At 37.0% G+C, this 26,205-nt stretch carries 26 protein-coding genes, 3 tRNA genes and 1 pseudogene; 17 read left to right on the plus strand and 13 right to left on the minus strand.

Annotated elements, in window-relative coordinates:
- Nucleotides 1–77 precede the first annotated feature (77 nt).
- The 6 genes from HCH28_RS11840 (at nucleotide 78) to HCH28_RS11865 (ending at nucleotide 4,083) form a co-directional block, all read left to right on the plus strand.
- Nucleotides 78–152: transfer RNA gene (locus HCH28_RS11840), tRNA-Gly, on the plus strand.
- Between the two features lie 9 nt (nucleotides 153–161).
- Nucleotides 162–235: transfer RNA gene (locus tag HCH28_RS11845), tRNA-Cys, on the plus strand.
- 47 nt (nucleotides 236–282) lie between these two features.
- Nucleotides 283–363 (plus strand) — tRNA-Leu (locus tag HCH28_RS11850).
- Between the two features lie 808 nt (nucleotides 364–1,171).
- Nucleotides 1,172–2,203 (plus strand): ABC transporter permease, encoded by a 1,032-nt coding sequence (locus HCH28_RS11855; protein WP_221681098.1) that lies wholly within the window; start codon nucleotides 1,172–1,174, stop codon nucleotides 2,201–2,203.
- 2 nt (nucleotides 2,204–2,205) lie between these two features.
- Nucleotides 2,206–2,895 (plus strand): ABC transporter ATP-binding protein, encoded by a 690-nt coding sequence (locus HCH28_RS11860; protein ID WP_221681099.1) that lies wholly within the window; start codon nucleotides 2,206–2,208, stop codon nucleotides 2,893–2,895.
- Between the two features lie 99 nt (nucleotides 2,896–2,994).
- On the plus strand, nucleotides 2,995–4,083 hold the full coding sequence (locus tag HCH28_RS11865) for an S-layer homology domain-containing protein (RefSeq protein WP_221681100.1): 1,089 nt from the start codon (nucleotides 2,995–2,997) through the stop codon (nucleotides 4,081–4,083).
- A 38-nt stretch (nucleotides 4,084–4,121) separates the two neighbouring features.
- Here the strand turns inward: HCH28_RS11865 and HCH28_RS11870 are convergent, their stop codons facing one another.
- Nucleotides 4,122–4,868, minus strand: coding sequence for an arylamine N-acetyltransferase family protein (locus HCH28_RS11870; protein WP_221681101.1), 747 nt, complete (start codon nucleotides 4,866–4,868; stop codon nucleotides 4,122–4,124).
- Nucleotides 4,869–5,054: 186 nt separating this feature from the next.
- Here HCH28_RS11870 and nagB point away from each other — a divergent pair, with 186 nt between their 5' ends.
- Nucleotides 5,055–5,768 (plus strand): glucosamine-6-phosphate deaminase, encoded by a 714-nt coding sequence (gene nagB, locus HCH28_RS11875; RefSeq protein ID WP_221681102.1) that lies wholly within the window; start codon nucleotides 5,055–5,057, stop codon nucleotides 5,766–5,768.
- 20 nt (nucleotides 5,769–5,788) lie between these two features.
- On the opposite strand, the gene HCH28_RS11880 is transcribed toward nagB, so the two are convergent.
- On the minus strand, nucleotides 5,789–6,688 hold the full coding sequence (locus HCH28_RS11880; protein ID WP_221681103.1) for a DMT family transporter: 900 nt from the start codon (nucleotides 6,686–6,688) through the stop codon (nucleotides 5,789–5,791).
- A 121-nt stretch (nucleotides 6,689–6,809) separates the two neighbouring features.
- Between HCH28_RS11880 and HCH28_RS11885 the strand changes: the two genes are divergently transcribed.
- Together HCH28_RS11885 and HCH28_RS11890 are read left to right on the plus strand one after the other, a co-directional pair.
- Nucleotides 6,810–7,715 carry a S66 peptidase family protein gene (locus HCH28_RS11885; RefSeq protein WP_221681105.1) on the plus strand — a complete coding sequence of 302 codons (906 nt, stop codon included), beginning with the start codon at nucleotides 6,810–6,812 and terminating at the stop codon, nucleotides 7,713–7,715.
- A gap of 38 nt (nucleotides 7,716–7,753) precedes the next feature.
- Nucleotides 7,754–8,105: pseudogene (locus tag HCH28_RS11890) on the plus strand (cytidine deaminase); the annotation flags it as partial.
- A 69-nt stretch (nucleotides 8,106–8,174) separates the two neighbouring features.
- Here HCH28_RS11890 and HCH28_RS11895 read toward each other — a convergent pair.
- The 3 genes from HCH28_RS11895 to HCH28_RS11905 form a co-directional block, all read right to left on the minus strand.
- Nucleotides 8,175–9,761 carry a catalase gene (locus HCH28_RS11895; RefSeq protein ID WP_221681106.1) on the minus strand — a complete coding sequence of 529 codons (1,587 nt, stop codon included), beginning with the start codon at nucleotides 9,759–9,761 and terminating at the stop codon, nucleotides 8,175–8,177.
- Nucleotides 9,762–10,058: 297 nt separating this feature from the next.
- Entirely contained in the window at nucleotides 10,059–10,568 is a 510-nt protein-coding gene (locus tag HCH28_RS11900) for a hypothetical protein (RefSeq protein ID WP_048391820.1), read from the minus strand.
- A gap of 15 nt (nucleotides 10,569–10,583) precedes the next feature.
- Nucleotides 10,584–11,273: a B3/B4 domain-containing protein gene (locus tag HCH28_RS11905; protein WP_221681107.1), complete on the minus strand. Its 690-nt coding sequence runs from the start codon at nucleotides 11,271–11,273 to the stop codon at nucleotides 10,584–10,586.
- A 59-nt stretch (nucleotides 11,274–11,332) separates the two neighbouring features.
- Here HCH28_RS11905 and queG point away from each other — a divergent pair, with 59 nt between their 5' ends.
- Both queG and trmL read left to right on the plus strand, forming a co-directional pair.
- Nucleotides 11,333–12,463 carry a tRNA epoxyqueuosine(34) reductase QueG gene (gene queG / locus HCH28_RS11910; RefSeq protein WP_221681109.1) on the plus strand — a complete coding sequence of 377 codons (1,131 nt, stop codon included), beginning with the start codon at nucleotides 11,333–11,335 and terminating at the stop codon, nucleotides 12,461–12,463.
- Nucleotides 12,464–12,941: 478 nt separating this feature from the next.
- A complete protein-coding gene (trmL, locus tag HCH28_RS11915) occupies nucleotides 12,942–13,415 on the plus strand; it encodes a tRNA (uridine(34)/cytosine(34)/5-carboxymethylaminomethyluridine(34)-2'-O)-methyltransferase TrmL (RefSeq protein ID WP_221681111.1) in 474 nt (157 codons plus the stop codon).
- A 38-nt stretch (nucleotides 13,416–13,453) separates the two neighbouring features.
- On the opposite strand, the gene HCH28_RS11920 is transcribed toward trmL, so the two are convergent.
- Nucleotides 13,454–14,299, minus strand: coding sequence for a VOC family protein (locus HCH28_RS11920; RefSeq protein ID WP_221681113.1), 846 nt, complete (start codon nucleotides 14,297–14,299; stop codon nucleotides 13,454–13,456).
- 391 nt (nucleotides 14,300–14,690) lie between these two features.
- On the opposite strand from HCH28_RS11920, the gene HCH28_RS11925 reads away from it, so the two are divergent.
- A complete protein-coding gene (locus HCH28_RS11925) occupies nucleotides 14,691–14,861 on the plus strand; it encodes a hypothetical protein (RefSeq protein ID WP_004230831.1) in 171 nt (56 codons plus the stop codon).
- A gap of 79 nt (nucleotides 14,862–14,940) precedes the next feature.
- The gene (locus HCH28_RS11930) at nucleotides 14,941–15,771 is read left to right on the plus strand and encodes an aldo/keto reductase (protein WP_274770204.1); all 831 of its coding nucleotides are present in this window, start codon (nucleotides 14,941–14,943) and stop codon (nucleotides 15,769–15,771) included.
- A gap of 41 nt (nucleotides 15,772–15,812) precedes the next feature.
- On the opposite strand, the gene HCH28_RS11935 is transcribed toward HCH28_RS11930, so the two are convergent.
- Together HCH28_RS11935 and HCH28_RS11940 are read right to left on the minus strand one after the other, a co-directional pair.
- Entirely contained in the window at nucleotides 15,813–16,652 is an 840-nt protein-coding gene (locus tag HCH28_RS11935; protein ID WP_221681114.1) for an RluA family pseudouridine synthase, read from the minus strand.
- A gap of 54 nt (nucleotides 16,653–16,706) precedes the next feature.
- Nucleotides 16,707–17,132: a disulfide formation protein C gene (locus HCH28_RS11940; RefSeq protein WP_221681116.1), complete on the minus strand. Its 426-nt coding sequence runs from the start codon at nucleotides 17,130–17,132 to the stop codon at nucleotides 16,707–16,709.
- Nucleotides 17,133–17,321: 189 nt separating this feature from the next.
- On the opposite strand from HCH28_RS11940, the gene HCH28_RS11945 reads away from it, so the two are divergent.
- Together HCH28_RS11945 and HCH28_RS11950 are read left to right on the plus strand one after the other, a co-directional pair.
- Nucleotides 17,322–18,437, plus strand: coding sequence for a GAF domain-containing sensor histidine kinase (locus HCH28_RS11945; protein WP_004230825.1), 1,116 nt, complete (start codon nucleotides 17,322–17,324; stop codon nucleotides 18,435–18,437).
- A 12-nt stretch (nucleotides 18,438–18,449) separates the two neighbouring features.
- Nucleotides 18,450–19,097, plus strand: a complete 648-nt coding sequence (locus tag HCH28_RS11950; RefSeq protein WP_004230823.1) for a response regulator — start codon at nucleotides 18,450–18,452, stop codon at nucleotides 19,095–19,097.
- A 48-nt stretch (nucleotides 19,098–19,145) separates the two neighbouring features.
- Here the strand turns inward: HCH28_RS11950 and HCH28_RS11955 are convergent, their stop codons facing one another.
- Nucleotides 19,146–20,267: a response regulator gene (locus HCH28_RS11955; RefSeq protein ID WP_221681117.1), complete on the minus strand. Its 1,122-nt coding sequence runs from the start codon at nucleotides 20,265–20,267 to the stop codon at nucleotides 19,146–19,148.
- 549 nt (nucleotides 20,268–20,816) lie between these two features.
- Between HCH28_RS11955 and HCH28_RS11960 the strand changes: the two genes are divergently transcribed.
- A complete protein-coding gene (locus HCH28_RS11960; protein ID WP_221681119.1) occupies nucleotides 20,817–21,743 on the plus strand; it encodes a helix-turn-helix transcriptional regulator in 927 nt (308 codons plus the stop codon).
- A 65-nt stretch (nucleotides 21,744–21,808) separates the two neighbouring features.
- On the plus strand, nucleotides 21,809–22,546 hold the full coding sequence (locus tag HCH28_RS11965; RefSeq protein WP_221681124.1) for an effector binding domain-containing protein: 738 nt from the start codon (nucleotides 21,809–21,811) through the stop codon (nucleotides 22,544–22,546).
- A gap of 18 nt (nucleotides 22,547–22,564) precedes the next feature.
- Here the strand turns inward: HCH28_RS11965 and HCH28_RS11970 are convergent, their stop codons facing one another.
- The 4 genes from HCH28_RS11970 to HCH28_RS11985 form a co-directional block, all read right to left on the minus strand.
- Nucleotides 22,565–23,467: a cation diffusion facilitator family transporter gene (locus HCH28_RS11970; RefSeq protein WP_221681126.1), complete on the minus strand. Its 903-nt coding sequence runs from the start codon at nucleotides 23,465–23,467 to the stop codon at nucleotides 22,565–22,567.
- A 192-nt stretch (nucleotides 23,468–23,659) separates the two neighbouring features.
- Nucleotides 23,660–24,979, minus strand: a complete 1,320-nt coding sequence (locus tag HCH28_RS11975) for a hemolysin family protein (protein WP_221681392.1) — start codon at nucleotides 24,977–24,979, stop codon at nucleotides 23,660–23,662.
- 429 nt (nucleotides 24,980–25,408) lie between these two features.
- On the minus strand, nucleotides 25,409–25,825 hold the full coding sequence (locus tag HCH28_RS11980; RefSeq protein WP_221681127.1) for a hypothetical protein: 417 nt from the start codon (nucleotides 25,823–25,825) through the stop codon (nucleotides 25,409–25,411).
- A gap of 171 nt (nucleotides 25,826–25,996) precedes the next feature.
- Nucleotides 25,997–26,200: a YheE family protein gene (locus HCH28_RS11985; RefSeq protein ID WP_004230813.1), complete on the minus strand. Its 204-nt coding sequence runs from the start codon at nucleotides 26,198–26,200 to the stop codon at nucleotides 25,997–25,999.
- Nucleotides 26,201–26,205 lie beyond the last annotated feature (5 nt).

Here is a 26,205-nt window from a genome sequence, read left to right on the forward strand (position 1 = left end):
GGTATAGCCAAGCGGTAAGGCAACGGATTTTGATTCCGTCATGCCTAGGTTCGAATCCTAGTACCCCAGCCATTTTTGCGGAAGTAGTTCAGTGGTAGAACACCACCTTGCCAAGGTGGGGGTCGCGAGTTCGAACCTCGTCTTCCGCTCCATGTATGACTGGCGGCATAGCCAAGTGGTAAGGCACGGGTCTGCAACACCCTTATCACCGGTTCAAATCCGGTTGCCGCCTCCATATTTTAACTGTTAATCGGTTTATCCGATTTTTTTTATCTCCATTATGCCGGTGTGGCGGAATTGGCAGACGCGCACGACTCAAAATCGTGTTCCTTTGGAGTGTCGGTTCGACCCCGACCACCGGTATCCATTACAACGAAGAATCCTTGATATATCAAGGATTCTTTTTTTGTTGTAAAAAATTATAAAAAGTATATAAGCATAGATAAAAGAAAGGTGGACTTAATGGGTCTTATTGTTGCGTTTACGTCAGTTATATTTTGTGCTGTATTAGCAATCTAAAGCTATTTAAAGGATATCTTGCGTATACAAACTATATCCATATTAATATGGTAACTTTTTAACATGGGTAGTACTCATCAGCTCTGATATTTCTTTGCTTATCCATACGTTGTTACGCAAGTCTCTGTCAAACAACTATAAATCTTCTGCAGTAGAAATGATATCTCCAGCTGCAAACGCTGCAGAATGATGGATGACAGATCCTACTTTGCCCTCAATTTGTTAAATGTTGATCGATTTTTCAGCCATACTTCCAGATAGATTACTATGATTATTACGTCCTAAATAATAGTAAAACTACTATAGACACTATGACAATAACAAGGGTAGAACTAAAGAAATTCTTAAAAATTTTTTCATGTATATACCTCTCGAATTATGTAATCTGTTAAACAAACCTTACTATAAGTTTTATAAAATATATAATTGTTATAAAAAATACCAATTCATTTATAGTAGGAGAAATTTTGTTAGCAAAAAAGATTTTAGCAAGTAAAGATAAATAAGATTCAAAAAAGAAGCCACTCTATGGGATAAAAATGCCTTTATAGAGCGGCTTTTTATAGGATCTCTACATTTTAACGATTAGTTCATGCTCTGTTCATTTAACAATTCTAAGCTAGGAGTAATTAAAGAAATGGAGGGGTTAGTGATGAATCTTGCCTGGAAAGAAATGAAGAAGAATAAAGTACGGTTTTTAATCTTGGGCTCCATTATCTTCCTAGTTAGTTTTTTAACGTTTATTATTTCGGGTTTAGCAAATGGTCTGTCACAGGATAATGCAGCTTTAATTAAGGATTTACCGAAGGGACAATTTTATATGGCTGAGGATGCAGATGGCACGTTTAATCTTTCAAGAATCGATAGCCACCTGCAGCAGAAAGTCATAAGTAAAGAAAAAGAGGCAGTAGCTTTTTCGATCCAGATGGGCTTTTTAAATGATCAGGATGATAAACAACAAAGTGTAGCCTTTGTGACATCAACGGAATCTTCACTTTTTAGCAATGTGCATCAAGACGAGGTGCTTTTGGATAGCTCACTACAAGATAAAGGAATACAAGTTGGAGATATATTAACGAATAATCAATACAGTGGAAAGTTCATTGTAAAAGGTTTTGTAGAGCAAAAAAAATATAGCCATGCTCCCGTTGCTTATATTAGTGAAGAGGCTTACCAGGAGATGTATCGAGTAGCTGATAAACAGTTGATTTTTGTACCAAATAGTGAGCCAAATGATATTAAGGGATTGCAAGCATATAGCAATAAAGAGTTTCTCAAAACTATCCCCAGTTATAATGCGGAACAATTATCTTTAAATATGATTATATGGTTCTTAGTTGTGATTAGTGGGATGTTGTTTGCTATTTTCTTCTACATGATGAATGTACAAAAAATTGGCTTGTATGGCATTTTAAAAGCGATCGGATTAAAAACAAGTAAGCTATTTAAAATGATCTGGACACAGATGGCTATTATTACAATCTTTTCACTTGTGGTATCTGTCAGTCTTAGCCAGCTATTTAATATAGTTGCTCCTAAAGGGATGCCATTTACTTTAACAATAGGCACTACAACACAGTTATCCGTTGTATTCCTCCTCATAGGCTTTATTGGTGCGACCTTGTCAGGAATGCAAATTAAAAAAATTGAACCTTTACAAGCAATACAGCAGGGGGAGGCTTAATCATGACGTTATTTACAATTGATGAAGTACGAAAAACGTTTAAGAATGGTGAAGTGGAGGAAGAGATCTTAAAGGGCATCAATTTTTCTTTAAAAGAAGGAGAGATTACAGCATTGGTAGGTGCTTCGGGCTCTGGGAAAAGTACATTATTAACGATTGCTGCTGGACTACAACCAGCAACAGATGGGCAAGTGCTATTTGAAGAGCAGAATCTTACGACGATGAAAACTGAACAGGTACGAAAATTACGTGCAAGTAAATTCGGCTTTGTTTTTCAATTTGCTCATCTTGTTCCATTTTTGACAGTAGAGGAACAATTGCTATTAATGCTAGATGTGGCTGAATCTCCATTAAAAAAGAATGAACAGAAATATGAAGTCAATCGGCTATTGAAGTTAGTCGGAATGGAACATCGTAAAACTGCCTACCCTTCCTCCTTGTCAGGGGGAGAGAAGCAGCGTGTAGCAATTGCACGTGCTATTATTCATCAACCGAAAGTATTATTTGCTGATGAACCAACGGCTAGTTTAGATTCCCAGCGCTCCAAGGAAATCATGTTGCTACTAAAAGAATTAACTAAAACATTAAATATTACAACATTAATGGTGACGCACGATGAGGAAATGCTTACTTACACAGACCGTATTATTAGAATAAGCGACGGTGTCGTGTTAACAAATACTATGTACTAATAGGAATGACCACAATCATATAATTTATGGTTGTGGTATTTTTGTTTGAAGAGTAAGAAATGGTTTGGAGGGGTAAAGGATCGAGGAAGGAGGGAAAACATGAAAAAACTATTGAAACTAGTGTGTTTGATCCTAATTACGGTTGCCATATTACCTAAGGAAGCACAAGCGGCAAGCTTTATAGATTTAGCAGATGAAACATTATCAACAGAAATTAATTATTTAGTGGATCAGGAAATTGTAAAAGGCTATTCAAATAACCTGTTCAAACCAAATGAAAATGTAACGAAGGCACAGGTAGCTGTTATATTAACTCGTGCTTTAGCGTTAAATAAAATCAATATAGAGAATCCAAACTATCAGGATGTAACGACCGCACATAAGTATTATAAAGAAATCGCAGCGGTACAAAATGCGGGTATATTTGATGATGTCCATACATTTCATCCAAATGCAACAATGACAAGAGGTCAAATGGCTATTGTGCTACAAAGGGCTTTCCAGCTTAAGGGTTCTGGGAATGCTTATTTTACAGACGTAACAGAACAAACACCAGGATATAAAGAAATTTTAACCCTAGCTCATAATCATTTAGTAAGGGGCTATGATGACGGTACATTTAAACCAGATGAACCTGTTACACGTGCTCACTTTTCAGCGTTTTTAGCACGTGCTATGACGTTATCTAAACCAGATTTGCTAAAAGATCGTGCTTTTATTTACACGTATGCCTATTATTCTTTAAATGATCATCAACGTTATACATTAGACTATCAATTCGATCACCATGACGGTAAAAATGATGTATGGGTAGTCGAAAATCTAAGTTCAGAACAAGCCTTTCCTAATGAACTGATATATGGCGATGATCGTATATATGGTCAAGCCATTGCCCGTGATGGTAACACTCATTATGATTTATATTTGGAGCTACCACTTAGGATAGGTGTTATTTTACATGAGGATGATACTGGCGTTACGTCAGGTAAACGAGTAACGGTTAAAACGACCAATGGTATTGTTCAAGCTGGAGAGGTACAATATTCAGGTGTGGTCATACTAGAAGAAAAATCCATAATTAATGGTACAGTGAAAACCTATTATTTTGTGGATGGAATAGGTTTAGTGAAAGAGTTACACAATGATATTGTCGTGCTTGAACTGCTTAATCGCACCATGAAAAAATAGGAAGCAAGCCTACATTTCATAGTAGGCTTGCTTTATTTTTAATCTTGTAATGTAATATTGAAAAATCGCTGAAGGGCTTGTAACCATTCTTTTTCATTTTGTGTTGTATAGGTTGTTAAAGAAGAACCCTCATAGATTCTAAATTCGTTGTTCATCATGGTATGACGACCACCAATGGTTCGAATCATAGCAATTTTATTTTTTTGCTTGGAAAGTCGTGGTGCAAATTTTGCATCATTGGCATCATCGTGAAAACTATAAAGCAAACGCCAACTATGTTTAGTTTGTTCCAACAGCATCCAACCATTCGCTTCATCATAATCTATTTTATATAACTCTTTACCTTCACGGTGTTGATAGCCAGCAATCAGTGGGACTGGTTTACAGGGTGCTAATGCACCGACGCCTACATCTGAGATATAGTATTGTCCACTCACATTCACTAGCAATAATTGATGCATGGGAATTTCCTGTGGAGGGGTATTTTCCGCTACGTTGCGCCAAAACTGGGCATAACGATTGGTGACAGAAAAGCCAAGCTCTCGTAAGAGCCAACTGAATAAGATATTTAATTCAAAACAATTGCCACCACGTTTATCAATAATTATTTTTTGAAATAAATCAGGAATAGCGAAGGAGATACCACGGTTCAAGGCAACATCTAAATTTTCATAGGGAATGGTTAATAGATGTTTAGTTTGTAGTTGTCCAAGTAGCTGAATAGATGGCTCTAACGTTCCTTGAAATTGAATATACTGTAAATAGTGCCGAATCTGTTCATTCATAAAATCGCCTCACTTCCTTATTAATAACATAACCGAAATAGTCATAGATTACACGCATAAACTGAAGCAGGAAATGATAGAAAAATAGCTAAATAACTAGTAAGATTAATATGTTAGCTACTATAAAGTGAAATATTTTACATATTAGTTAATAATATTAATGGTAAGGTAGGTATCGTATAGAGAATGAAATGGATAGAAGTGAATACATATGAGGAAATGAGCGAAGTGGCAGCTACTATTTTCTCAAAACAAATACAAGAGAAACCTGACAGTGTTTTAGGTTTAGCAACTGGTGGATCACCTGTAGGCATGTATAAAGAATTAGTGGCACGACATCAAGCTGGCCATTTATCTTTTAAGGAAATACAAACTTTTAACTTGGATGAGTATGTAGGCATTGAGCAATCAAGTCCGGCAAGCTACTTTACATTTATGCATGAGAATTTATTTAATTTTGTGGATATACAGCCGAAAAATGTCCATTTGCCAAATGGACAGGCAGCCAATTTAGCTGAAGAATGTGCTGCATATGATAAGCGCATTGAAGAAGCCGGAGGCATTGATTTACAGCTTCTAGGTATCGGTGTAAATGGACATATTGCTTTTAATGAACCAGGCACATCGTTTGATGCCAAGACGAATATTGTGGAGTTAACAGAGTCAACAAGAACAGAAAATGCTATTTATTTTGATGATCCGTCTGAAGTACCAACACATGCCATTACAATGGGCATTCACTCCATAATGAAGGCAAAGGAAATCGTTCTCATTGCCTTTGGTGAAAAAAAGCTCGCGGCGATTGAAAAATTGAAAAGTGGTCATATTACAGAAGAATTCCCAGCAAGCCAATTATTAAACCATCCTAATGTTACAATAATTTATGGTGGTACGAATTAGCAAAAATAAGCAAAGACTTCTTAGGATTGAAGTCTTTGCTTGTTTATTTTTCCTGATAAAATAACCCCTGCTACAACGGCTAGTCCACCTATAAGCTGAAAAGAATGTAAATTTTCACTTAGAAAAAGAATAGCAAAAATGGAGGCGAAAACAGGAATGAAATTTAAATAAATACTTGCTTTGTTCGCTCCCAGCTGTATAACACCACTGTTCCAGCAGAGAAAAGCAATGATAGAGGCAAAAATACCAACATATAAAATAGCAGCAATGGTTGACCATTCCCAATGAATTGCTGTTGTACTAGACATTGTTTCATAGAGAGAAAAAGGGAATAACACAGTAGCCCCAAGTCCAATCGTCACTAGAAAGGTAGACTGCCCTGGTAAGCGAGTTGCATATTGTTTAATGAGCAATGAATATATGCTCCAACAAAATACTGCTGCGATTACAATTAAATCCCCTTTGTTGAAAGTAAAATCGACAATCCTTTTAAAAGAGCCACCCATTATAATAAAGGCAACTCCACTCAGTGATAAAACGGTCCCTATTAACTGAAATTTTGATAGTTTTTCCTTCAAAAAAATAAAGGAAAGTATGTAAATCATTATGGGCGTAGAAGAGTTCATTAAAGATGCATTAATAGACGTAGTGTAATGTAATCCAATGTAAACAAGTGTGTTAAATGCTGTAACCCCTGTTAATGAAAGAATGATGACAATAAACCAATGTCTTTTCAGTATCCGCCATTCACGTTTTAATTGGTGATATGCAATGGGAAAAAAGATAATAAATGCGACGCACCAGCGTAAAAAGGCAAATGTTAGGGGAGGGATATCTTCACTAACGGCACGTCCAATAACAAAATTACCACCCCATAAAAGAGTTGCGAGTACTAATAATAGATATGGTGGAATTTTCAAGATGCTGTAACCCCTTTATTAATTGAATAGTAAAGTTAATTATAGGCAGTCAGTATAGCAATAATCAATGCCTCTGTAGTTTTGCTATGCTAAAATAAGGAAAACAAGAGGAGGAATAACTGTGAAAAGTACCGTACCATGTTTACAAGAGGGAGATTTAGTCGGTGTTGTTGCACTTTCAAGTCTTGTAGAGCCTGAAAAACTAGGAGAAGCAGTAGCTTTTTTGGACGAATTGGGTCTTCGCTATATTGTAGGTGATACGATTCATGCAAAACATGAATATTTGGCAGGAAGTGATGAAATAAGACTAGCTGATTTTCATGAGATGGTAAAAAACCCAGAAGTGAAAGCAATCTTCTGTGTAAAGGGAGGCTATGGCTCTGCCAGAATTGCTGATAAAATTGATTATGCTTTAATAGAAGAAAATCCTAAAATTTTCTGGGGCTTTTCTGATGTTACATATTTACATTGTGCGATTAATGAGTATGCCAATATGGTGACATTTCATGGGCCAATGCTTATGTCCGCTAATAAGATGGATGATTTATCAAAGAAAATGTTTTTACAGCTATTTTCCCCTATGGAAATTCAGTATACAGAGGCAATTTCTCCGTTAACAACGATTGCGGGGGGCGTCGCACGTGGTGAAATGATTGGAGGAAATCTTTATCGTCTTGTCAGCACACTAGGTACCAAATTTGAAGTGAGGACTGAAGGTAGGATTTTATTAATAGAGGATGTAAATGAAACCATTCCAGTTATTGACTCAATGCTTCAGCATTTAAAACAAGCAAGGAAGTTTGAGCAATTAGCAGGAGTCGTCATTGGTTTATTTACACAAACAGGATCTGATGAAGAAGCACTTCATTCGTTAATGAAGGAGTATTTTGCAGGTTTAGGAATTCCAGTCGTGGCAGGTTTTAAGTTCGGACATGAAACAACGAATATAGCGATCCCACTAGGAACAGAGGCAATTTTAGATGCACAGGAAAAGGTGTTAAAAATATTACCAGGTGTGCATGTATGATAGGAAGAGGAAATATGGATATTGAAAATATACTGTAAGAAGCTGCGGTTGCACTAGCAGAAAAAAGATATCCCTCTGGATGGGGTGGAGATGCAGCATTATCTACTGCGGATGGACAAATTTTAATAAGTGTCGCACCCGAGGTAATGAATGCAGCTACTGAATTATGTATGGAAACAGGTTCTATTTTAGAGGCACAAAAATTGAATATCAAAGTTACTCATTCGATTTGTGTTGCTAGGGAAGATGAAACATCTAAATTTGTATTGCTGACACTCTGTGGAGTCTATCAGGAAAGGCTTTTTTTATTGGGGAGAAAATGTAACGGGAGCGATTACGAATTCAGATGAAGAATTAGTATTTAAATCATTAAAGGAAATTCAACCTTAACATTGGTATAAGACATATAAACAATAAAGTAAAGACATTACAAAAAATGTAATGTCTTTTTTAGCTTTGTTAATAAGGCTCAGCATCGTGTCCTTTATTCATAGCATCTTGAGGTGCTTGATCACCATTGATATTGCCAAGTGGTTTTGAGGCAGAGGAATCTTTTTTAGCGTTGTGCAAACCTTCCTTGAGTAAGCGACCATATTCTTCGTCGGCTTCTTGTGCCAAAGCAATCATGGCATTTTGAATATCTTCATGACAGACCGATAGATCACGTATTAAATTTTCAAGAAGTTCATCGCGTTCCCACTGTTCAAAGTTACGATAAGTTTCACCAGCCTGTTTCGTATTACTTTGACGATCAATCGATTCACGAACAAGATTTCCTTCAATGTAAGGTGTATATTCTTTACCAGCTTGTGCTGCTTCCTTTAACCCATTCAGCATGGATGGCTCATAATTAATATGTGGATTTTGTCCAGGTGCCAAATCACGCTTATACATCATTTGCCCACCATGTTGATTGGTCGCTACACGTTTTTTTGGTGCATTAATTGGAAGCTGTAAGTAGTTGGCTCCTACACGATGGCGTTGTGTATCAGAATAAGAGAAAGTACGACCTTGCAACATTTTATCATCAGAGAAGTCTAAGCCATCAACAAGTACCCCTGTTCCGAAAGCAGCCTGTTCCACCTCAGCAAAATAATCTTCAGGGTTTTTGTTTAAAACCATTTTTCCAACTGGATACCACGGAAATTGATCGTTTGGCCAAAGCTTTGTATCATCCAATGGATCAAAATCAAGCTCAGGGTGTGGACCATCCTCCATAATTTGAACATGTAGCTCCCATTCAGGGAAGTCTCCACGTTCGATAGCATCATATAAATCTTGTGTAGCATGATTGAAATTTTTCTGTTGGATTTCTTCTGCTTCTTTTTGTGTTAAATTTTTAATACCTTGTAGCGGTTCCCAATGATATTTGACAAGGACTGCCTTGCCATCATTATTCACCCACTTGTACGTATTAACCCCAGAGCCCTGCATCATACGATAATTTGCTGGAATCCCCCAAGGAGAGTAAACGAATGTTACCATATGGAAGGTTTCTGGTGAGCTAGCACAAAAATCAAAAAAACGTTCAACGTTTTGAATATTAGTAATGGGATCAGGCTTAAAAGCATGAATCATATCTGGAAATTTGAGCGCATCACGAATAAAGAAGATCTTTAAATTATTGCCCACTAAATCCCAATTGCCATCCTCTGTATAAAACTTTACTGCAAAACCGCGGGGATCACGCAATGTTTCTGGGGAGTGACCACCATGTATAACAGTTGAAAAACGCACAAAGACAGGTGTTTTTTTCCCTTTATCCTGAAAGACTTTTGCACGTGTATACTTAGAGATAGGTTCATTGCCAACAACACCATAGGTTTCAAAATACCCATGTGCTCCAGCTCCACGAGCATGCACAACCCGTTCTGGAACTCGCTCTCTGTCAAAATGACTCATTTTTTCTAGAAAATCATAATTTTCCAATGTTGCAGGACCTCTATTACCGACTGTTCGCAAATTTTGATTGTTGGTAATTGGATGTCCCTGTCTGTTGGTCAATGTCATATCTTGCTCATGTGTTGCATCATCTTGCTGTGTCATAGTATGACCCCTTTCCTATAGATACTTCCATTTTGTCCTTGAAAGGGGCAAACTAGTCATCCAAATTATCCCTTTGAACAACTTAAAAAAGCTCTCCATACATAAATGTAGGAGAGCCCTGGATGGCGTTTTCAAATGGAATCAAGTTGTTTTGAGTATGGCCATTGCTTATAGTTGGTCATTAGTCATCGGTCATACAGTAACAGGTAACTTGTTATTGGTTTTTAACTAATTAGCTGAAAAGCTAGATTTGAAAACAGCACATCCAACTCGGGTTGGAGTCTCACCGTCCCGAGTCTAGAAATAACGGGAATCGTCAAAGTTAATTTGAATACTGTAATTTTTTGAATTAATAAGATTAGATAGCTTATGTGCATCTTTTTCAAGCTTTGTAGCTCGTTCTCTATATTCATCTGGCTCATACAAAGCGATTTCATATAACATTGTATTTTCGCCATAGCCAAATCTTACACTCTCTTTTTCTCGCATACTGAAATCTTTACACATATCAGCCTCGGCACGAAGTTGTGTGGCTAGTTCGATGGCTTCTACTAGTGCTAGCTTTTGACCTTTAAAGTCTACTGTGTTTTGGATGTTTGCTTCGTAAACGAGGCGGTCTAATGTACGAGTATCTAGACGAACTTGGGCTAAGTCAGCTTCAATAAGGGGGAGTGCTCGATTACTTGTTTTAGGAGCTTGACCCTTTTCAACTGTTACAAAGGCACTGCGATGTAGTTCGTTTACTAGCTCTTGAGTTTTCTTTCCTAAAATACTTTTTAGTTTAACAGCTTCTGCAAGATTAATCACGAAAACACGTCCTTTTTATAGTGTTATAGATGGTACATCATTTGATATAATTGCGATTTGATAATGTCCGCCATGAATTTGATTAAACATTTTCCCAGCTGACGCTAGCAGTTCATTCGCTGCATCATTTGTTAAGGAAGGGCGGAAATAAAAAATATGTAACGCATCAGTTGTTTCCTCTGTGACAGCTGTGCGTTTAGAATCAACAAAAGGTGAGCCAAATGCTCCTACCTCATCACGACTATACAGAATATTTTCTAATGTGTTAAAGCGCCCATTCAAACCTTCATAACCAATCTCGTCATGACCAAGATCAATTGTTACAAACCCTTTGATTTGAGCAACATCATATAGCCCAATTGGCATTTCATATTGAAGTGAAAAGAAATTATTTAAATCAACACCTGAATGAATTGGCGTTAAATAGTTTTGCTTACTAATTCGACGCATAAGGCTTTCTGCTGAGTGACGATAGCGATTTGGATCAGCACCAAGCTTTTTCCAAATTTGTCGCCATTCTGCGATCCCCTCACGCTGTGTTACAGGAAGTTCCTGCATTTCAAGAAAAAGATTTTCCTGATACAATTGCATACGCCCTTTAATCATTTGAGGGGATTCTGCTACAACAATTTTGGTATAATGAATAATGCCGATTTTTAGCTCGGGATGTTGTGCTAATAGAGTTGGGTTAATGGAAATTTCCAATAAACATCACCTACTTTATCTATTTCTAATATTGTACCATGTAAGGAGTTGGAAATAAAATGAACATACACGACCTGCAACGTGATTTTGTGGCATATGCGATGTCCATTGGTGTTGATAAAATAGGTTTTACAACAGCAGCTCCCTTTACAGAATTAAAAAACAGATTGCGTCGCCAGCAGGAGCTTGGCTATCAGTCTGGATTTGAAGAAAGTGATATTCAAAAACGTACAGAACCCCTTCAATTACTAGATGAAGCAGAGAGTATTGTAGCGATAGCTGTGGCTTACCCTTCACGTATGCAAAATGCACCAATTGGTAAAAGGGGTGCGCGACGTGGAATTTTCTGCCGTGCTTCATGGGGTGTCGATTATCATACAGCATTACGTGAGCGTTTAAAGCTATTATCCACTTGGCTTGAGGAACATGTCAAAGGTGTACGTATTGAATCAATGGTTGATACAGGAGCCCTTGTAGATCGGGCGGTAGCTGAACGTGCAGGCATTGGGTGGAGCGGAAAAAATTGCTCGATTATAACGCCTGAATTTGGTTCCTATGTGTATTTAGGAGAGCTCATTACAAATATTCCATTTGCGCCAGATAAGCCAATGGAGGATGAATGCGGAGATTGTCGACTGTGCTTGGATGTTTGTCCAACGGGAGCCTTAATTCAAGGTGGACAATTGGATGCACAGCGTTGTATTGCTTTTCTGACTCAAACGAAGGGTACATTACCAGATGAGTTTCGTAGTCATATCGGTAATCGACTCTATGGCTGTGATACATGCCAGACAGTATGTCCTAAAAATAAAGGGAAAATTAATTGGATTCATGAAGAATTTATACCAGATCCAGAGCTAGCCAAACCATTATTGACACCGCTTTTAACGATTACTAATCGGGAATTTAAGGGGAGATTTGGTCATGTTTCAGGCTCATGGCGTGGAAAAAAGCCTATCCAGCGTAATGCCATCTTGGCACTTGCTCATTTTAAAGAGGAAGCCGCCATACCAGATTTGATTGCTCTACTTCATAAAGATGACCGTCCTGTCATTCGAGGCACAGCCGCATGGGCTTTGGGTAAGATTGGCGGAGATACTGCACAAACTGCCTTACATGAAGCAGAAGCTACAGAGCAGGACGAAGAAGTGCTAAGTGAAATTTATAAAGGGTTGCAGTTTTTTAAGTAAGATTGGATCTTGGGACAATTGGTTAACTACAGTTCAATGTAGGAATGAAATCAATTGATTGGAGTCCCTACGATTGGGAGAAGAGTCGCTCCAAAAGAAGAGGAATCCGCTCAAACCGAGAGAAGAACTGCTCTAAAAGAAGAGAGAGCCGCTCAAACTGGGGGAAGAGCCGCTCCAAAATAAGGGAAGCCCGCTCAAACCGTGAGAGAAGCCGCTCTAAAAGAAGATGAAGCCGCTCAATCTGAGAGAAGAGTCGCTCCAATAGAAGAGAAATCCGCTCTAAAAGAAGAGAGATCCGCTCACCCCGAGAGAAGAGCCGCTCTAAAAGAAGAGGGATCCGCTCAACATGAGAGAAGAGCCGCTTCTAAAAAAAGAAGCCTGCTCACCCCGGGAGAACAACCGATCCAAAAAAGTCAGACTTCGTTAAACTCTAAAAAGAGCTAACTTAAAGAAATATTTAATAAGGAAGTGTGTCGTTATGCCATTGCATATCGTTTTATATCAACCAGAAATACCAGCCAATACGGGGAATATTGCACGTACCTGTGCGGGTACTAATACATCGCTCCATTTAATTCGTCCGCTAGGTTTTTCTACGGATGATAAAATGCTGAAACGAGCGGGCTTAGATTATTGGCATAGTGTAAATATTGTCTATCATGATTCACTTGAGGATTTTATAGAGTACTCTAAAAACGGAGATGTTTATTTAATCGAAACATACAGTGATGAGCCGTTTACGAAAAATGATTTTAGTAATCAAGACCGAGATATTTATTTTATGTTCGGAAAAGAAACTACAGGTTTGCCGAAGGACTTTGCTTATGAACGCCGAGATATGTGCTTACGTATTCCACAAAGTGATCATGTGCGATCACTTAATTTGTCCAATACGGCTGCGATTGTTATCTATGAGGCATTACGTCAACAAGGATATCCAGGTTTACATTAAAAAGCAGTTCTCCGCTTGTGAGAACTGCTTTTTTCATTCTATAACTTTAATAATATAACATTTCCCGCAGGATCCTCTGTTTGGAACCCTCCGACGATTTCTGTAACAGGTGCACCTATACCACGAAGATTATCTATCATAGTTGCCGCTTGTTCTTCGTTATCTAAACGTAATGAGAACGTTTTTAAGCCAACTTGATTTTCTCCAAGCTTTGGTGCATTCTCTGAGTGCCAAGTATTTAAGCCGATATGATGATGGTAACGGCCTGTAGAAATAAATAATGCTTGGGACCCATAGCGTGTGACAATATCATAACCTAATCCCTTTGTATAAAATTGCTCAGCTTCAGCCAAGTTGGAGACCGATAAATGAATATGACCCATTACTGTGCCAGCAGGCAGACCAAGCCAGTTTCCATCGCCCTCTTCTAAAATAGAACGAATATTGAGTGGTTCTGTCACCATATGCACCTGATTGTTATGCCATGCCCATTCACTTTCAGGACGATCTGAATAAATCTCGATTCCATTATGATCAGGATCATTTAAATAGAGTGCTTCACTTACAGCATGATCAGAAGCCCCAAGATAAACACTTTTTTCGCGAAAATGAGAAATGACATTAGCTAAGTCACGTCGACTGGGTAATAATAGGGCGAAGTGATAAAGTCCTGTCGTCATGCTAAGCTTATCTTCCACGGTTTTAGGCTGAACTATAGTTAATAGAGCTGTTTCACCATCGGCAGTTAACGTAGCTTTATGTGAATCTTGTTGTAACACTTTAAAGCCAATAATTTCTTGATAAAAGGTTAAAGAGCGGTGTAAATCACTCACTTTTATTTCAACATTCGTTACATATGTGTTAGGTTTTTCATGAAAATGCATATAGAATACCTCCAAATAGTTATCTTTCTTCATTAAGTTACTTTATGTAAGTTAGTTTATTTTAAAAATAAAGGAAAGTCAAGTATTTCTATTGTTCCACAAAAAAAGAAAATCACTAAGCTTTTCTAAAAGCTTAGTGATTTTCTTGAACTATTATTTGTCAGCTTTGTAGTCGCCTTCGTATCCAGCAGTGAAAATAGCTGTTAAGAAAGCAACTGTTACACCAATGATTAATAATAATTTCATGGAAGTAACCCTCCTCATGTTATAAAGAAATCTCTTTTTAGTATAGCCTATCTACTTTAAAAATGAAACGACATAGCAGAATAAAATATGTCAGAAATGGTTCAAACAGCTTGATATCGGGAAAACTAAAAGTGAGGTGATTAGTATGGAAAAAAAGGTGCCAAATATTGAAAACGGGACAATGGTGAGAGATATGAAAGAATTAAAAGATTTGGGCAAGCAGATGGAGCATTTACGTGATGGTCTAGAGCTTGCGGAGGATGAGCGAATCGCTGATCCAATTCAATTGGAAGATGTTGAACAGAAGAAAAAGTAGTTTATAAACCAGCCGCTTTATTTTTCTTAAATCCAATTTTTTGTATAATGGAACTAGGATAAGAAAGGGGTTGTGCTTTTTGAATTTACAATCAACGAAAACATTATCAAATGGTGTAGAAATGCCTCGTTTTGGCTTAGGTGTTTACAAAATGACAGAACGTGAGGAAACATTACAGGCTATTGATAAAGCACTTCAATACGGTTATCGAGCTATTGACACAGCATCCTTATATGGGAATGAGGTAGAGGTAGGAGAAGCTATTCGTCATTCAGGCATTCGTCGTGAAGATATTTTTGTTACAACAAAAGTATGGAATAATGACCAAGGATATGATGCAACATTACGTGCTTTTGAGGTTTCGCTAAAGAATTTAAATATGGATTACCTAGATTTATATTTAACACATTGGGCTGTCCCTGAAACATTTGAAGAAACATATCGAGCTATTGAGCGCCTTTACGATGAAAAATTAATTCGCGCAACAGGTGTATCGAATCATCATGAGCATCATTTAGAAAGAATATTGGCTAAGGCAAATACTGCACCAATGGTTAATCAAGTGGAGGTACACCCATATTTACAACAGAAGCCATTAAGCGCATTTTGTAGTGAGCATCAAATTGCTGTTACTGCATGGTCTCCACTAGGACGTGGTGGTGTACTTGCTGATCCTACCATTATTGAGATTGGGAAAGAAATCGATAAAACCCCTGCTCAGGTGGTACTGCGTTGGCATTTACAAAATGATACACTCGTTATTCCCAAATCCGTAACACTGAGCCGAATTGAGGAAAACGCACAGATTTTTGATTTTGAATTAACCCAAGATCAAATGGAGAAAATGGCAACATTAAATCGTAACCAACGATTTGGACAAGATCCTGATCATTTTAAATTTGATTTTTAAAAAAGAGTAAATCCCGCACTCCAATAGAGGCGGGATTTTTCTTATTGCTCGTCCTTGACAATAATACGTTGATTTAAAAAAGGATGGTCAAATTCTAATTGAATGGCATGCAGTTCGTAGTCATCATTTGCTGTTTCTCGTGCACCATACATTGTATCTCCAATAATTGGATGGCCGATATAGGCTAAATGCACACGAATCTGATGTGTTCGCCCAGTCTCAAGTATGAGATGAACGACACAGGAATTTTTGTAACGTGCCACCACTTCATAGTGTGTTACAGCATGCTGTCCAGTTTTGGACACAACACGTCTTGTGGCATGGTGTCGGTCTTTGCCAATTGGTTCAGCAATCGTTCCCGAAGACGTTCGTAAATTACCTTGCACCTCTGCTGCATACGTACGAATAATGGTTTTTTCTTCAATCATTCGATCGAAAATGGACTTTGCTAAAGGGTGCTTTGCTACTAGTAATAGGCCCTGTGTCCCTTTATCAAGACGATGAACATGTTCAGCATAAATGCCACCTTGTTCTTTGATATGTGCCATAACATGGTTCATACATGTATGTGTATCACGAGCATCATTAGGATGTGTTGCCATACCTTTTGGCTTCGATACGATTAAACAATGGTCATCCTCATAGACTACATCAATAGCACATACAGGTGTTGGTTTGTAGCTAGAAGTTGGAACAGGAAACGTAAATTTGATTATTGTTCCAGTTTGTAAAGGTGTATTCCATTGAATCAGCTCATCATTTGCCAATGTGATGGCTTTGGCCATACGCAATTCATGAACGAGTTTTTTACCAAGTCGCCACTGATTACGTAGCAATTCTTCCACACTTAAGTTATCTTCAGCAATTTCATAATGAAACATAGATCTTCCTCCGTAGAAAAAACCGTATTCCAAAGGTAGAACACGGTCTTCCGATTATTTTGCAGCTTTAGAAGCTTTTATTAAATAAAAGCTTGCCCCTGCGATTAAAATAAATGCAGTTAATGCTAAAAACGGAATAGTAATAAAGCCTAACCAATTAATATATTGTCCTGTACAAGAAACTGCGCCACAGGAGGGAGCATTTTCAGCTAAAAAGCTAAGCTTTTGAATTCCGTAATGATAAAGTGAAATACAGCCGCCAATCACAGAAAATACAGCTGTTGTGACAGCAATACGCGCATTTTTTTGTATAAATGCTACTGTCGTCATAATAACAATTGGGTACATAAAAATACGTTGAATCCAACATAATTTACAAGGTTCATAATGACGAATCTCAGAAAAATATAATGAACCTAACGTTGCTATAGCAGAAACAATCCAAATAAATAATAAGCCATTTTCTTCTTTTTTAGACATATTCAATCTTCCCTTCATAAACCATGTCCTTGTTCGATTATAGTGGTTCTAGTTTTATATGTAAATCAACTTACACAAAATAAGGTATATGATGAATTTCAGTCTAAAGTATGAACGGTGGAAGCAGACGCTTTCAATAGCTTAATGGTATCATTAACAATAGTAATGCTAAAGAAGAGGTGTGTTTTCGTGAGGGAGAATGAGCATTCCAATATCAGTATTTTAAAAGAAATTGCTGAACTATTAAATGAAGAAACTGAAATTGTCACAATGCTAAAAGGTGCGCTCATCAAGTTTTTAAATGGCACCAATTTTGAAACAGGTTGGATTTTTTTTATTGATGCAAAGGGGCGTTCAGAACTTGTTGTCCATGAAAATCTACCAGAGGCATTGGAATATAACAATTGCCATTATTTAAAAAAGGGCGGTTGTTGGTGTGTATCGCGTTATCGTAATGAAGAGCTAAAAAAAGCCTCTAATATTATCGAGTGTCAGCGTATTGAAAGTGCCATAGCCGCAAATGTTGGGGATCATGAAGGCATCACGCATCATGCGACAGTACCCCTTCAATCTGGACAAGAACGTTTTGGCGTATTAAATGTCGCGTCTAAGGATACAGTGCGCTTTTCAGAGGAGGAGCTTGCTTTATTAGAATCAGTTGCCTTTCAGATGGGTTCAGCTATTAAGCGAATTTTACTGACAAAGCAGGAGCAGGAAATGGCACTTGTGAAGGAACGTAATCGCCTAGCCCGTGATTTACACGATTCAGTCAATCAACTACTCTTCTCGGTTACGTTAACAGCTAGGGCTGGCATTGAAATGACGGATGATTACGAAGTGAAAGAAACATTTAAAGAAATTCAGCATTTAACACAAGACGCACTTACAGAGATGCGTGCGTTAATTTGGCAATTGCGACCTAAAGGATTAGAAAATGGTTTACTTGAGGCCATGAAAGTATACGCTGAAATGCTTGGCTTAAAACTACATGTTACAGTTTCAGGCGTATTGCAATTTCCCTCACGTATTGAAGAAACATTATTTCGCGTAGCCCAAGAGGCGTTAAATAATGTACGTCGCCATGCAGGTGTATTAGAGGCAGCATTGTATATTACTGTTACATCAACAGATATTTTGTTGGTTATTCGTGATGAGGGACGAGGCTTTGTCATTGACAATAATACAAAGTTGCTTTCGATGGGCTTACAATCTATCAAGGATCGTGCAAAATCAGTGGGTGGAACTGCCGACTGGGTAAGTGAAATTGGCAAAGGTACGGAGCTGCTAATCCGCTTGCCATATTAAGGGGGAGAGGACATGATACGTGTATTAATTGCAGACGATCATCACGTAGTACGTAGAGGACTACTGTTTTTTTTAAAGACACAAAAGGATATTGAGGTTGTTGGAGAGGCAAAAAACGGGCACGAAGCTGTTGCATTGGCAGAAAGCATTCAACCAGATATTATCTTAATGGATTTAGTCATGCCTGAAATGGATGGCATTCAGGCGACTAAACGCATCAAAGCGAAGTTTCCACAAATAGAAATTTTAATGCTTACTAGCTTTTCTGATCGGGATCATGTGGTTCCAGCAATGGAGGCAGGAGCGGCAGGCTATCAGTTAAAAGATATTGAGCCAGATGAATTGGTTTTATCCATTCGTCGTATTATGCGTGGTGAAAACACTCTACATCCTGAAGCAACGACAACGCTTGAAATGGATCGTCAGGAGTCTCAGAATGCACCCCATTTATTAAATCCGCTGACACCTCGTGAGCAGGATGTGCTAGCAGAGCTTACAAAAGGAAAGAGTAATCGGGAAATTGCATCCTCACTCTTTGTCACAGAAAAAACAGTGAAAACCCATATTTCGAATATTTTTACAAAACTTCAAGTACAAGACCGTACACAGGCAGCGCTGTATGCTGTTAAGCACGGGCTAACTGAAGGTAGTGGGATGTAAATAAACGGCGAGCTTCTACTCACATAGAAGCACTCGCCGTTTTTTACATTATTTATGTTGAACAAATAATTTTTTAGATATCTCTAATAATGTAGAACTTGGCGTTAGTGCTAAATCTTCCTCTAGTTTTTGTGTATATGTTTGAAAAATTTTGAGTGCCTGTTCATGAAGCCCTGCCTGTATTAACGTATATAAATAGTGCTCAAGTTTTTGTTCATTATAGGGATCATACTCTATTAATGCATGTAAAAATTCCATAGCTCTTTCAGTATCTGAAAAGACCGTTGTTTGAAACCCTTTTTCTAATAGCTCTATGTATGATTTCATTAATTTATCTTTATAGGCAGTTGACCATTCATAATCATCAAAAACAAATAAGCCATTCTTATAAATAGAAAGACATTGATTGATCAAAGAAATAGAGGGAAATTCAAGTCTTGAAAAATCTTCATGAAGTTTTTGAAAATCGTATAAATCACATACGATATTTGGCTTTTCAAAGATATAGTATTTATTTGAAAAGACAATACAGTTTTCGTAGCCAATTGTATTTAGCGTTTTCCTTAAATAAGATAGAGCTGTATGAAGATTTGATTTGGCCCGTACATAATCTAAATCTGGCCATAGAATTTCAATTAAATAATCTCGATGAATCGGTATATTTGGATGCAAAATAAAATAAGCAAACAATTCTTTTGTCTTTTCTGTTTTAAATGCCACTAAACTATTGTTACTATAGACGGCAAATTGATCGAAGCATTGTACATTTAATACAGTTTGTGTAGCTTGTTGAAGCATTTGCTGAATTGAAAATTCATGCTCAATACGGGCTACAGTTTTTTCTAAACGTGCATGACTGATAGGCTTTAATACATAGTCGAGACTGCCAATTTCATAGGCTTGTAATGCAAATTCATGATAGGAGGTAATGAAAATTACACTGACTTGTGGACGTTCCGTTTTGATAATATCAGCAACTTCAAGTCCTGATAATTCTTGAAGTTTTACTTCTAAAAAGATAGCCTCAAATTCCATAGTTGGTAGTTCATTCAGAAATACTTCTACGCTTGTAAAGGTTTGAATCACCTGAATTTGTTGAAAGGCATGTAGTTTATTTTGAAAATAATGTAAAGCTAACGGTTCATTGTCTATTAAAACGGCTCGAATCACATCAAACTCTCCTTTATACAATTAAATTAAAAACATTAAACTCTAGTTCATTTTGGGTGAAAAGGCTTCCTATATATAGTGAAGGGCAAGAAAAGTGAAAATCACTCAATATTAAAAATTTGATGCCAGAAAAAAGCAATTTATGTTGTAGTTCTTTCACGGGTGAGAGTCAATGAATCCCGATGTGTTTGTCATATCGCGTCAAATCCATTCAAAGAAAATTTCGCCGTTCATTATATAGAAGATAAAAGTTTTTTATGTTGTGTTAAGAGAATTGAAATAATTGCTTAGGCGTTAAAATCAAACTATTCTTATACAAAAATGAAACAACATAGTATTGTTAATGAAAGTTGTATATGGGCATAAGCCTTCTTTTTTCTTTTATTGTTAAAATAGTATAATTGTTGTAACAATAATTAGGCGTTATTATAGTACATTTGTCTTAAAAAATACTCAAAAAGTACTTAAAAAATACTTAAAAAGATAGGTTATTAATTAAAATAGCAGTATATATAGGAATAATGGGATGGCAAGAAAGGAGATTTTACCATGAAATTAGAGAGACTTCTAACCATGACTATGATATTAATCAACCGTAAAAAGGTTAAGGCACAGGAATTAGCAGAGTTATTTAATGTTTCGATTCGTACCATTTATCGAGATATTGAAACATTGAGCTGTGCTGGTGTACCTGTTATTAGTCAGCAAGGCGTAAACGGTGGCATTAGTTTAATCGATGGTTATCGCGTTGATAAGCAAGTTTTGACGAAGGATGAGCTCACGTCGCTTTCTATTGCGATTAAAAGTGCTTTGACTACCTATGAAGATTCCCACGCTGAAGCAGTGCTCGAGAAAATAACGAGTATTGCTGATGATCATGTAAAACAATCAATGGACCATCTATTTGTTGATCTTAGTCCATGGGGACCAAATGCTCTCTTTAAAGAGCATATTACGATGCTTAAGACAGCTATAGAGAATAATCGTTGTATAAGCTTTCATTATTCTACTACTTATGGTGAGCAGACAAGCCGAATAGTCGAACCACATACAATTGTTCAAAAAGGGAAGATGTGGTATTTGTATGGCTATTGTACATTAAGAAAGGACTTTCGTTTATTTAAGCTTGCGAGAATGAAACATTTGTTTCAAGCTGATTCTACCTTCGAGCGTAAGGAAGTGAATTTAAGTGAACTCCCTTGGGGTAAAGAATGGCATCGACCGCAAAACGTAGTCGATTTGGTCATTTCTTTTGATAAAGACATTACAACATTGGTGGAGGAATCCTTTGGTGCAGAACATATAGACCATGAACAATCTATGATTCATATATCTATACCCGAAGATGAATGGCTTTATGGATTCTTGTTAAGCTTTGGGCACCGCATTAAAATTATGGCACCACTTTATATAAGAGATATCATTCAAAAACGAGCTTTAGAAATTGTTCAATTATATAAAAATCTAGATAATTGATGACAGACAGTTGTCAGGTTTCCTTTGCTATAGTAAGTACAAATAAAGCGAAAGGTGGAATGACGATGCAAAGATATTGTCAAAGCTGTGGTATGCCTTTAGTAGAAGAGGCATTATTGGGTACTGAAAAAGAAGGGGAAAAAAGTCAGGATTATTGTACATATTGTTACGAGGGAGGCGAGTTTAAACAACCCCAGTTAACAGTAGACGAAATGATTGAAATTTGTGTACCGCATCTTATGCAAGATGGTATGCCAGAAAATGAGGCACGTAATATGCTGACTTCCTTTTTGCCAAATTTAAAACGATGGAGAAAAAGTGAGTGGCGGGAACCAAAAATAGTTGAATTAAACGCATTTAAAATCGTAGGTATTTCAACTCAAACAAGTAATGCCAATGAAATAACAGAGCAAGCTAAAATTCCGCAATTATGGGATCACTTTTATCAGCAAAATATTACGGACCAAATAGCCGAGCAAAAAAATGGTCATGTCTATGGTTTGTATTCAGACTATGAGACGGATGTGAATGGTAATTATACTCTTACACTCGGAGTAGAAGTAAATAATGATGACATTCAAACCGATTTAGTAGTAAAAATGATTCCAGCAGCTAAGTATCTAGTTTTTACATCTGATAAAGGCGTGATGCCTGAAGTTGTCATTCAAACTTGGCAAGAGATTTGGGCATGGTTTGCAAATTCTAAAGTTGAACGAACATATACAGGCGACTTTGAACTGTATGATGAACGATGCGCTAATCCACATGATTCACAAGTGGATATTTATATAGCTATTAAATAAAAAAAGTCTCCTACCCAATCAATTGGTAGGAGACTTATCTTTGTTTTGTGGAGGAATGATATGTGGCTCAATATGCACAAGAACTTGACAAAAGCGATTTTCACGCATAATGGTATGTTCGATTTCTTCGGTTATGCGATGACTTTCAAAGACATTTAAATAAGGATCTACTGTGACAGTTACGTCGATGAAGTACATATTGCCATGGGCACGTCCTTTAAAGTCTAAAAGTTCCATTACCCCGTCCACGTTACGGATTAAGACCGATAACGTTTCAACTTCATCAATATCAAATGCATCTGTAAGACTTTGAACAGCTTCCCAAAAAATTTCTACTGCTGTTTTAATAATTAAAAAGGCAACAATGAGAGCTGTCAGTGAATCAATGATTGGAAAGCCGAAAATGGCTCCAAAAATACCAATGGCTGTCCCGATGCTGACAAGTGCATCAGAACGATTGTCAAAAGCAGCTGCTTTAACAGCGGCGCTTTTAATTTTTTTAGATAGTGCCAAATTATAGCGGTAAACCACATACATGACAACTGCACTACCCATTGCTACATAGGCAGTTAACAGTGAGGGTGTCGTACCAGTGGGCTCCCATAAGCTTTTTAAGGAACTAACTAATACTTGGAGACCGACAACAAGCATAATGAACGATGCGACTAAAGAGGCAACAGTCTCAGCTCGTAAATGCCCGTATTGATGGTTGGAATCAGGTGGTCTTTGGGCAATGCGTAAACCAACCAGTACTGCGATGGAAGCAATGATATCAGTTGTGTTATTTAAACCATCTGCTTTTAAGGCCTCAGATGTACCAATGTAGCCTATTGTAAGCTTAGCAGAGCTTAGGATTAGATATGTACCAATGGATAGCCATGCACCTTTTTCCCCTTGACGTAAATTTGTATAGAGCTCCATTTTGTTTCCTCCTCGCAAAACTTTCGGACATTAGAAAACGACCCCCTTTTAAAAAGGGAGTCGTTTTCATCTATTTATTACGGTCGTTGCTCCCACCTATATAAGGTGTGAAGAAAAGACCATATTTATAGCCTGGATTATACAAGCGTGCTTCTAATAGTACCACGACAAGTATGGCAATTCAAATCAATTTTAGTCAATGACCGCGTCATATTCATTTGATAAATCACTGTTAGGTAATTTCAGAACTTCTAAGTATAAAATATGGTGACCATCTAATTCTTTTGCGATAAATTCAAAACCTTGCTCTTGAATACTGTCACCTTCGACCGCATCAAAACGCTTCGTCATGAACCAACCACCGATAGTATCAATATCATCATCTTCTATGTCAGTACCAAGCATATCATTTACATTTTCAAGAAGCATCTTAGCATCTAAAATAAAATGATTTTCTGCAATTTCTTGTACTTCCGGGATTTCGTCTTCATCAAATTCATCTTGAATATCGCCGACAATTTCCTCAATAATATCTTCAATCGTCACTAAACCAGATGTTCCGCCATATTCATCCATTAAAATGGCCATATGAATACGTTCACGTTGAATTTTTAGTAATAGATCGTTAATTTGCGTTGTTTCCATCACTCGAATAATAGGCTGCATATAATCAATGACAGGCTTATCACCATTTTTAGGATCTTTAATGTAAGCGGTTAATAAATGCTTCATGTTAACTAAGCCAATAATATGATCTTTATCTCCATCCAGAATTGGATAACGAGTATATTGCTCAACACCCATTAAATCAAACACTTCTTTAATTGTTAGCTCTTTTTCTATGCCGACAATTTCAGTTCGAGGAACCATAATTTCTTTTGCAAGACGATCAGAGAACTCGAAAATACTGTTAACATATTCATATTCTGAGTTATTAATTTCTCCACCTTTTAAACTATCCGATAAAATCATACGCAGCTCTTCCTCTGTATGAGCCACTTCTGATTCTGACATCATCTTTAAGCCAAAAAGACCTGTTAAACCACGGGCAGAGCCATTTAATAGCTTAATGATGGGATACGTAATATTGTGGAAGATAATTAATGGGCCAGAAAAGTTTAATGTGACAAATTCTGCTTTTTGGATGGCTAATGTTTTTGGCGCCAATTCCCCAATAACAACATGCATAAACGTAACGATTGAGAATGCAAGTATGAATGAAAGGATAGATGTAATACTACCATTCAAATTTAGAAATTCAAACACTGGGTGCAAAATGATTTCAAATGTAGGTTCACCTAACCAACCTAAACCAAGTGCAGTGATGGTAATACCTAGCTGGCATGCAGATAAGTACTCATCTAAATCTGAAACAACACGTTTTGCATTTTTCGCTTTTTTATGCCCTTCCGCGAGCAATTGATCAATGCGGGTAGATCTCACTTTTACGATTGCAAATTCAGTTGCAACGAAAAATCCAGTCATTATAATTAGTAGGGCGAATGCCGCCAACCTAATGGTTATCTCCAATATGTCTCCGTCCAAATAATTCCTTTGTTCCCGCCCGAATGAGGGAAGTAAACAAAGTGTACACCTCCTATGATTTAAAAAATTGTTGGATGTTTCAATCATAAATTATTTAAAAGAAAAACACAAATATTGACAACAACTTTTTCACTTGTTTTTCATGGATCTTTTGAAAAAATGTAACTAGATTCAAATACCAAAAGATTGTAATTACCATGGCTATATGCTAACTTTAGAAAGATCAAAGATAGTTTGTTTAGGGAAAGAAGCATTTTGCATCTCATATAATACGACACGTCAAAAATCTCAAGAGTGCTTTAGCTTGCGGATTTTTTTAAATGAATTATTTTTTATAGTAAAGGGGGAGTCTCAATCATCATTTGAGACTCCCCCTTTCTAAATTGTTTGCCCTATTTATTCTTGCTGGAAGCGTAATTTTAAACACGCTTTTTCAACATCATGAACCGTTTCCTTTAAAGGTATTTCACCTGTAAACGGTGCGATAGATACAGGTGCTTTTTCCGTTATGCCTTGTTGTGTTAAAACATAGTTCTTATTATTATACGTTAAATAGAACGTTTTAATCGATTTCTTGCCGAAAGAGCTAGTAGAAGAATCAAAAAAGCCCTTTAGTTGACTGCAATACTCATTGTAAAAGTCGCTTTTATAGCCAGAAAGTTCCTCGAACTTCTTACTATTAACAGCACCCGCCTCATCCGCTAATTCGAATATTTTGGCGGAAAATTCTGAAAAAAATTCTTTTACTTTTACACGAATTAATGCTTTTGAATTATAGCTATTTAAGTCATCCGAAAGTGTGACTTTACTCATTGAAATGGCCCCCTGCATAAAAAACATTTACTATTAAGCTGATATCATAAATGTATAAGAAAAATATACAAATTTCAACAGGATTCAACATAATTAGCTTAAATGACGTGTTATTAATAGTAAATATAGGTATTTTTATACGGGATCACAACGAAAAATTGACTATCCAACTTAATCATATACATGAAACAGCATAAGCTCATGTATCATTTTTTTAACAACCTCCTCGTCTGATGGAATGGCTCCTATCCACTCAATCGTACCGTCCTTTAAATACTCCGCTTGGTATCGTTCTCGTTGATAAAAAAATGAAATAGCCCACCCAGGTAGTTGCGTGTTTTCAAATAGTGGTTTAAAACTGAAATGTTGAATCATCATCA

The sequence above is a fragment of the Lysinibacillus sp. K60 genome, assembly GCF_019731275.1.
Taxonomy (GTDB): domain Bacteria; phylum Bacillota; class Bacilli; order Bacillales_A; family Planococcaceae; genus Lysinibacillus; species Lysinibacillus capsici.

Coding starts and splice junctions, on each gene's coding strand:
- HCH28_RS11855 (WP_221681098.1), top strand. CDS start 1,172: ATGAATCTTGCCTGGAAAGAAATGAAGAAGAATAAAGTACGGTTTTTA.
- HCH28_RS11860 (WP_221681099.1), top strand. CDS start 2,206: ATGACGTTATTTACAATTGATGAAGTACGAAAAACGTTTAAGAATGGT.
- HCH28_RS11865 (WP_221681100.1), top strand. CDS start 2,995: ATGAAAAAACTATTGAAACTAGTGTGTTTGATCCTAATTACGGTTGCC.
- HCH28_RS11870 (WP_221681101.1), bottom strand. CDS start 4,868: ATGAATGAACAGATTCGGCACTATTTACAGTATATTCAATTTCAAGGA.
- nagB (WP_221681102.1), top strand. CDS start 5,055: ATGAAATGGATAGAAGTGAATACATATGAGGAAATGAGCGAAGTGGCA.
- HCH28_RS11895 (WP_221681106.1), bottom strand. CDS start 9,761: ATGACACAGCAAGATGATGCAACACATGAGCAAGATATGACATTGACC.
- queG (WP_221681109.1), top strand. CDS start 11,333: ATGAACATACACGACCTGCAACGTGATTTTGTGGCATATGCGATGTCC.
- trmL (WP_221681111.1), top strand. CDS start 12,942: ATGCCATTGCATATCGTTTTATATCAACCAGAAATACCAGCCAATACG.
- HCH28_RS11920 (WP_221681113.1), bottom strand. CDS start 14,299: ATGCATTTTCATGAAAAACCTAACACATATGTAACGAATGTTGAAATA.
- HCH28_RS11925 (WP_004230831.1), top strand. CDS start 14,691: ATGGAAAAAAAGGTGCCAAATATTGAAAACGGGACAATGGTGAGAGAT.
- HCH28_RS11935 (WP_221681114.1), bottom strand. CDS start 16,652: ATGTTTCATTATGAAATTGCTGAAGATAACTTAAGTGTGGAAGAATTG.
- HCH28_RS11940 (WP_221681116.1), bottom strand. CDS start 17,132: ATGTCTAAAAAAGAAGAAAATGGCTTATTATTTATTTGGATTGTTTCT.
- HCH28_RS11950 (WP_004230823.1), top strand. CDS start 18,450: ATGATACGTGTATTAATTGCAGACGATCATCACGTAGTACGTAGAGGA.
- HCH28_RS11960 (WP_221681119.1), top strand. CDS start 20,817: ATGAAATTAGAGAGACTTCTAACCATGACTATGATATTAATCAACCGT.
- HCH28_RS11965 (WP_221681124.1), top strand. CDS start 21,809: ATGCAAAGATATTGTCAAAGCTGTGGTATGCCTTTAGTAGAAGAGGCA.
- HCH28_RS11970 (WP_221681126.1), bottom strand. CDS start 23,467: ATGGAGCTCTATACAAATTTACGTCAAGGGGAAAAAGGTGCATGGCTA.
- HCH28_RS11980 (WP_221681127.1), bottom strand. CDS start 25,825: ATGAGTAAAGTCACACTTTCGGATGACTTAAATAGCTATAATTCAAAA.
- HCH28_RS11985 (WP_004230813.1), bottom strand. CDS start 26,200: ATGATTCAACATTTCAGTTTTAAACCACTATTTGAAAACACGCAACTA.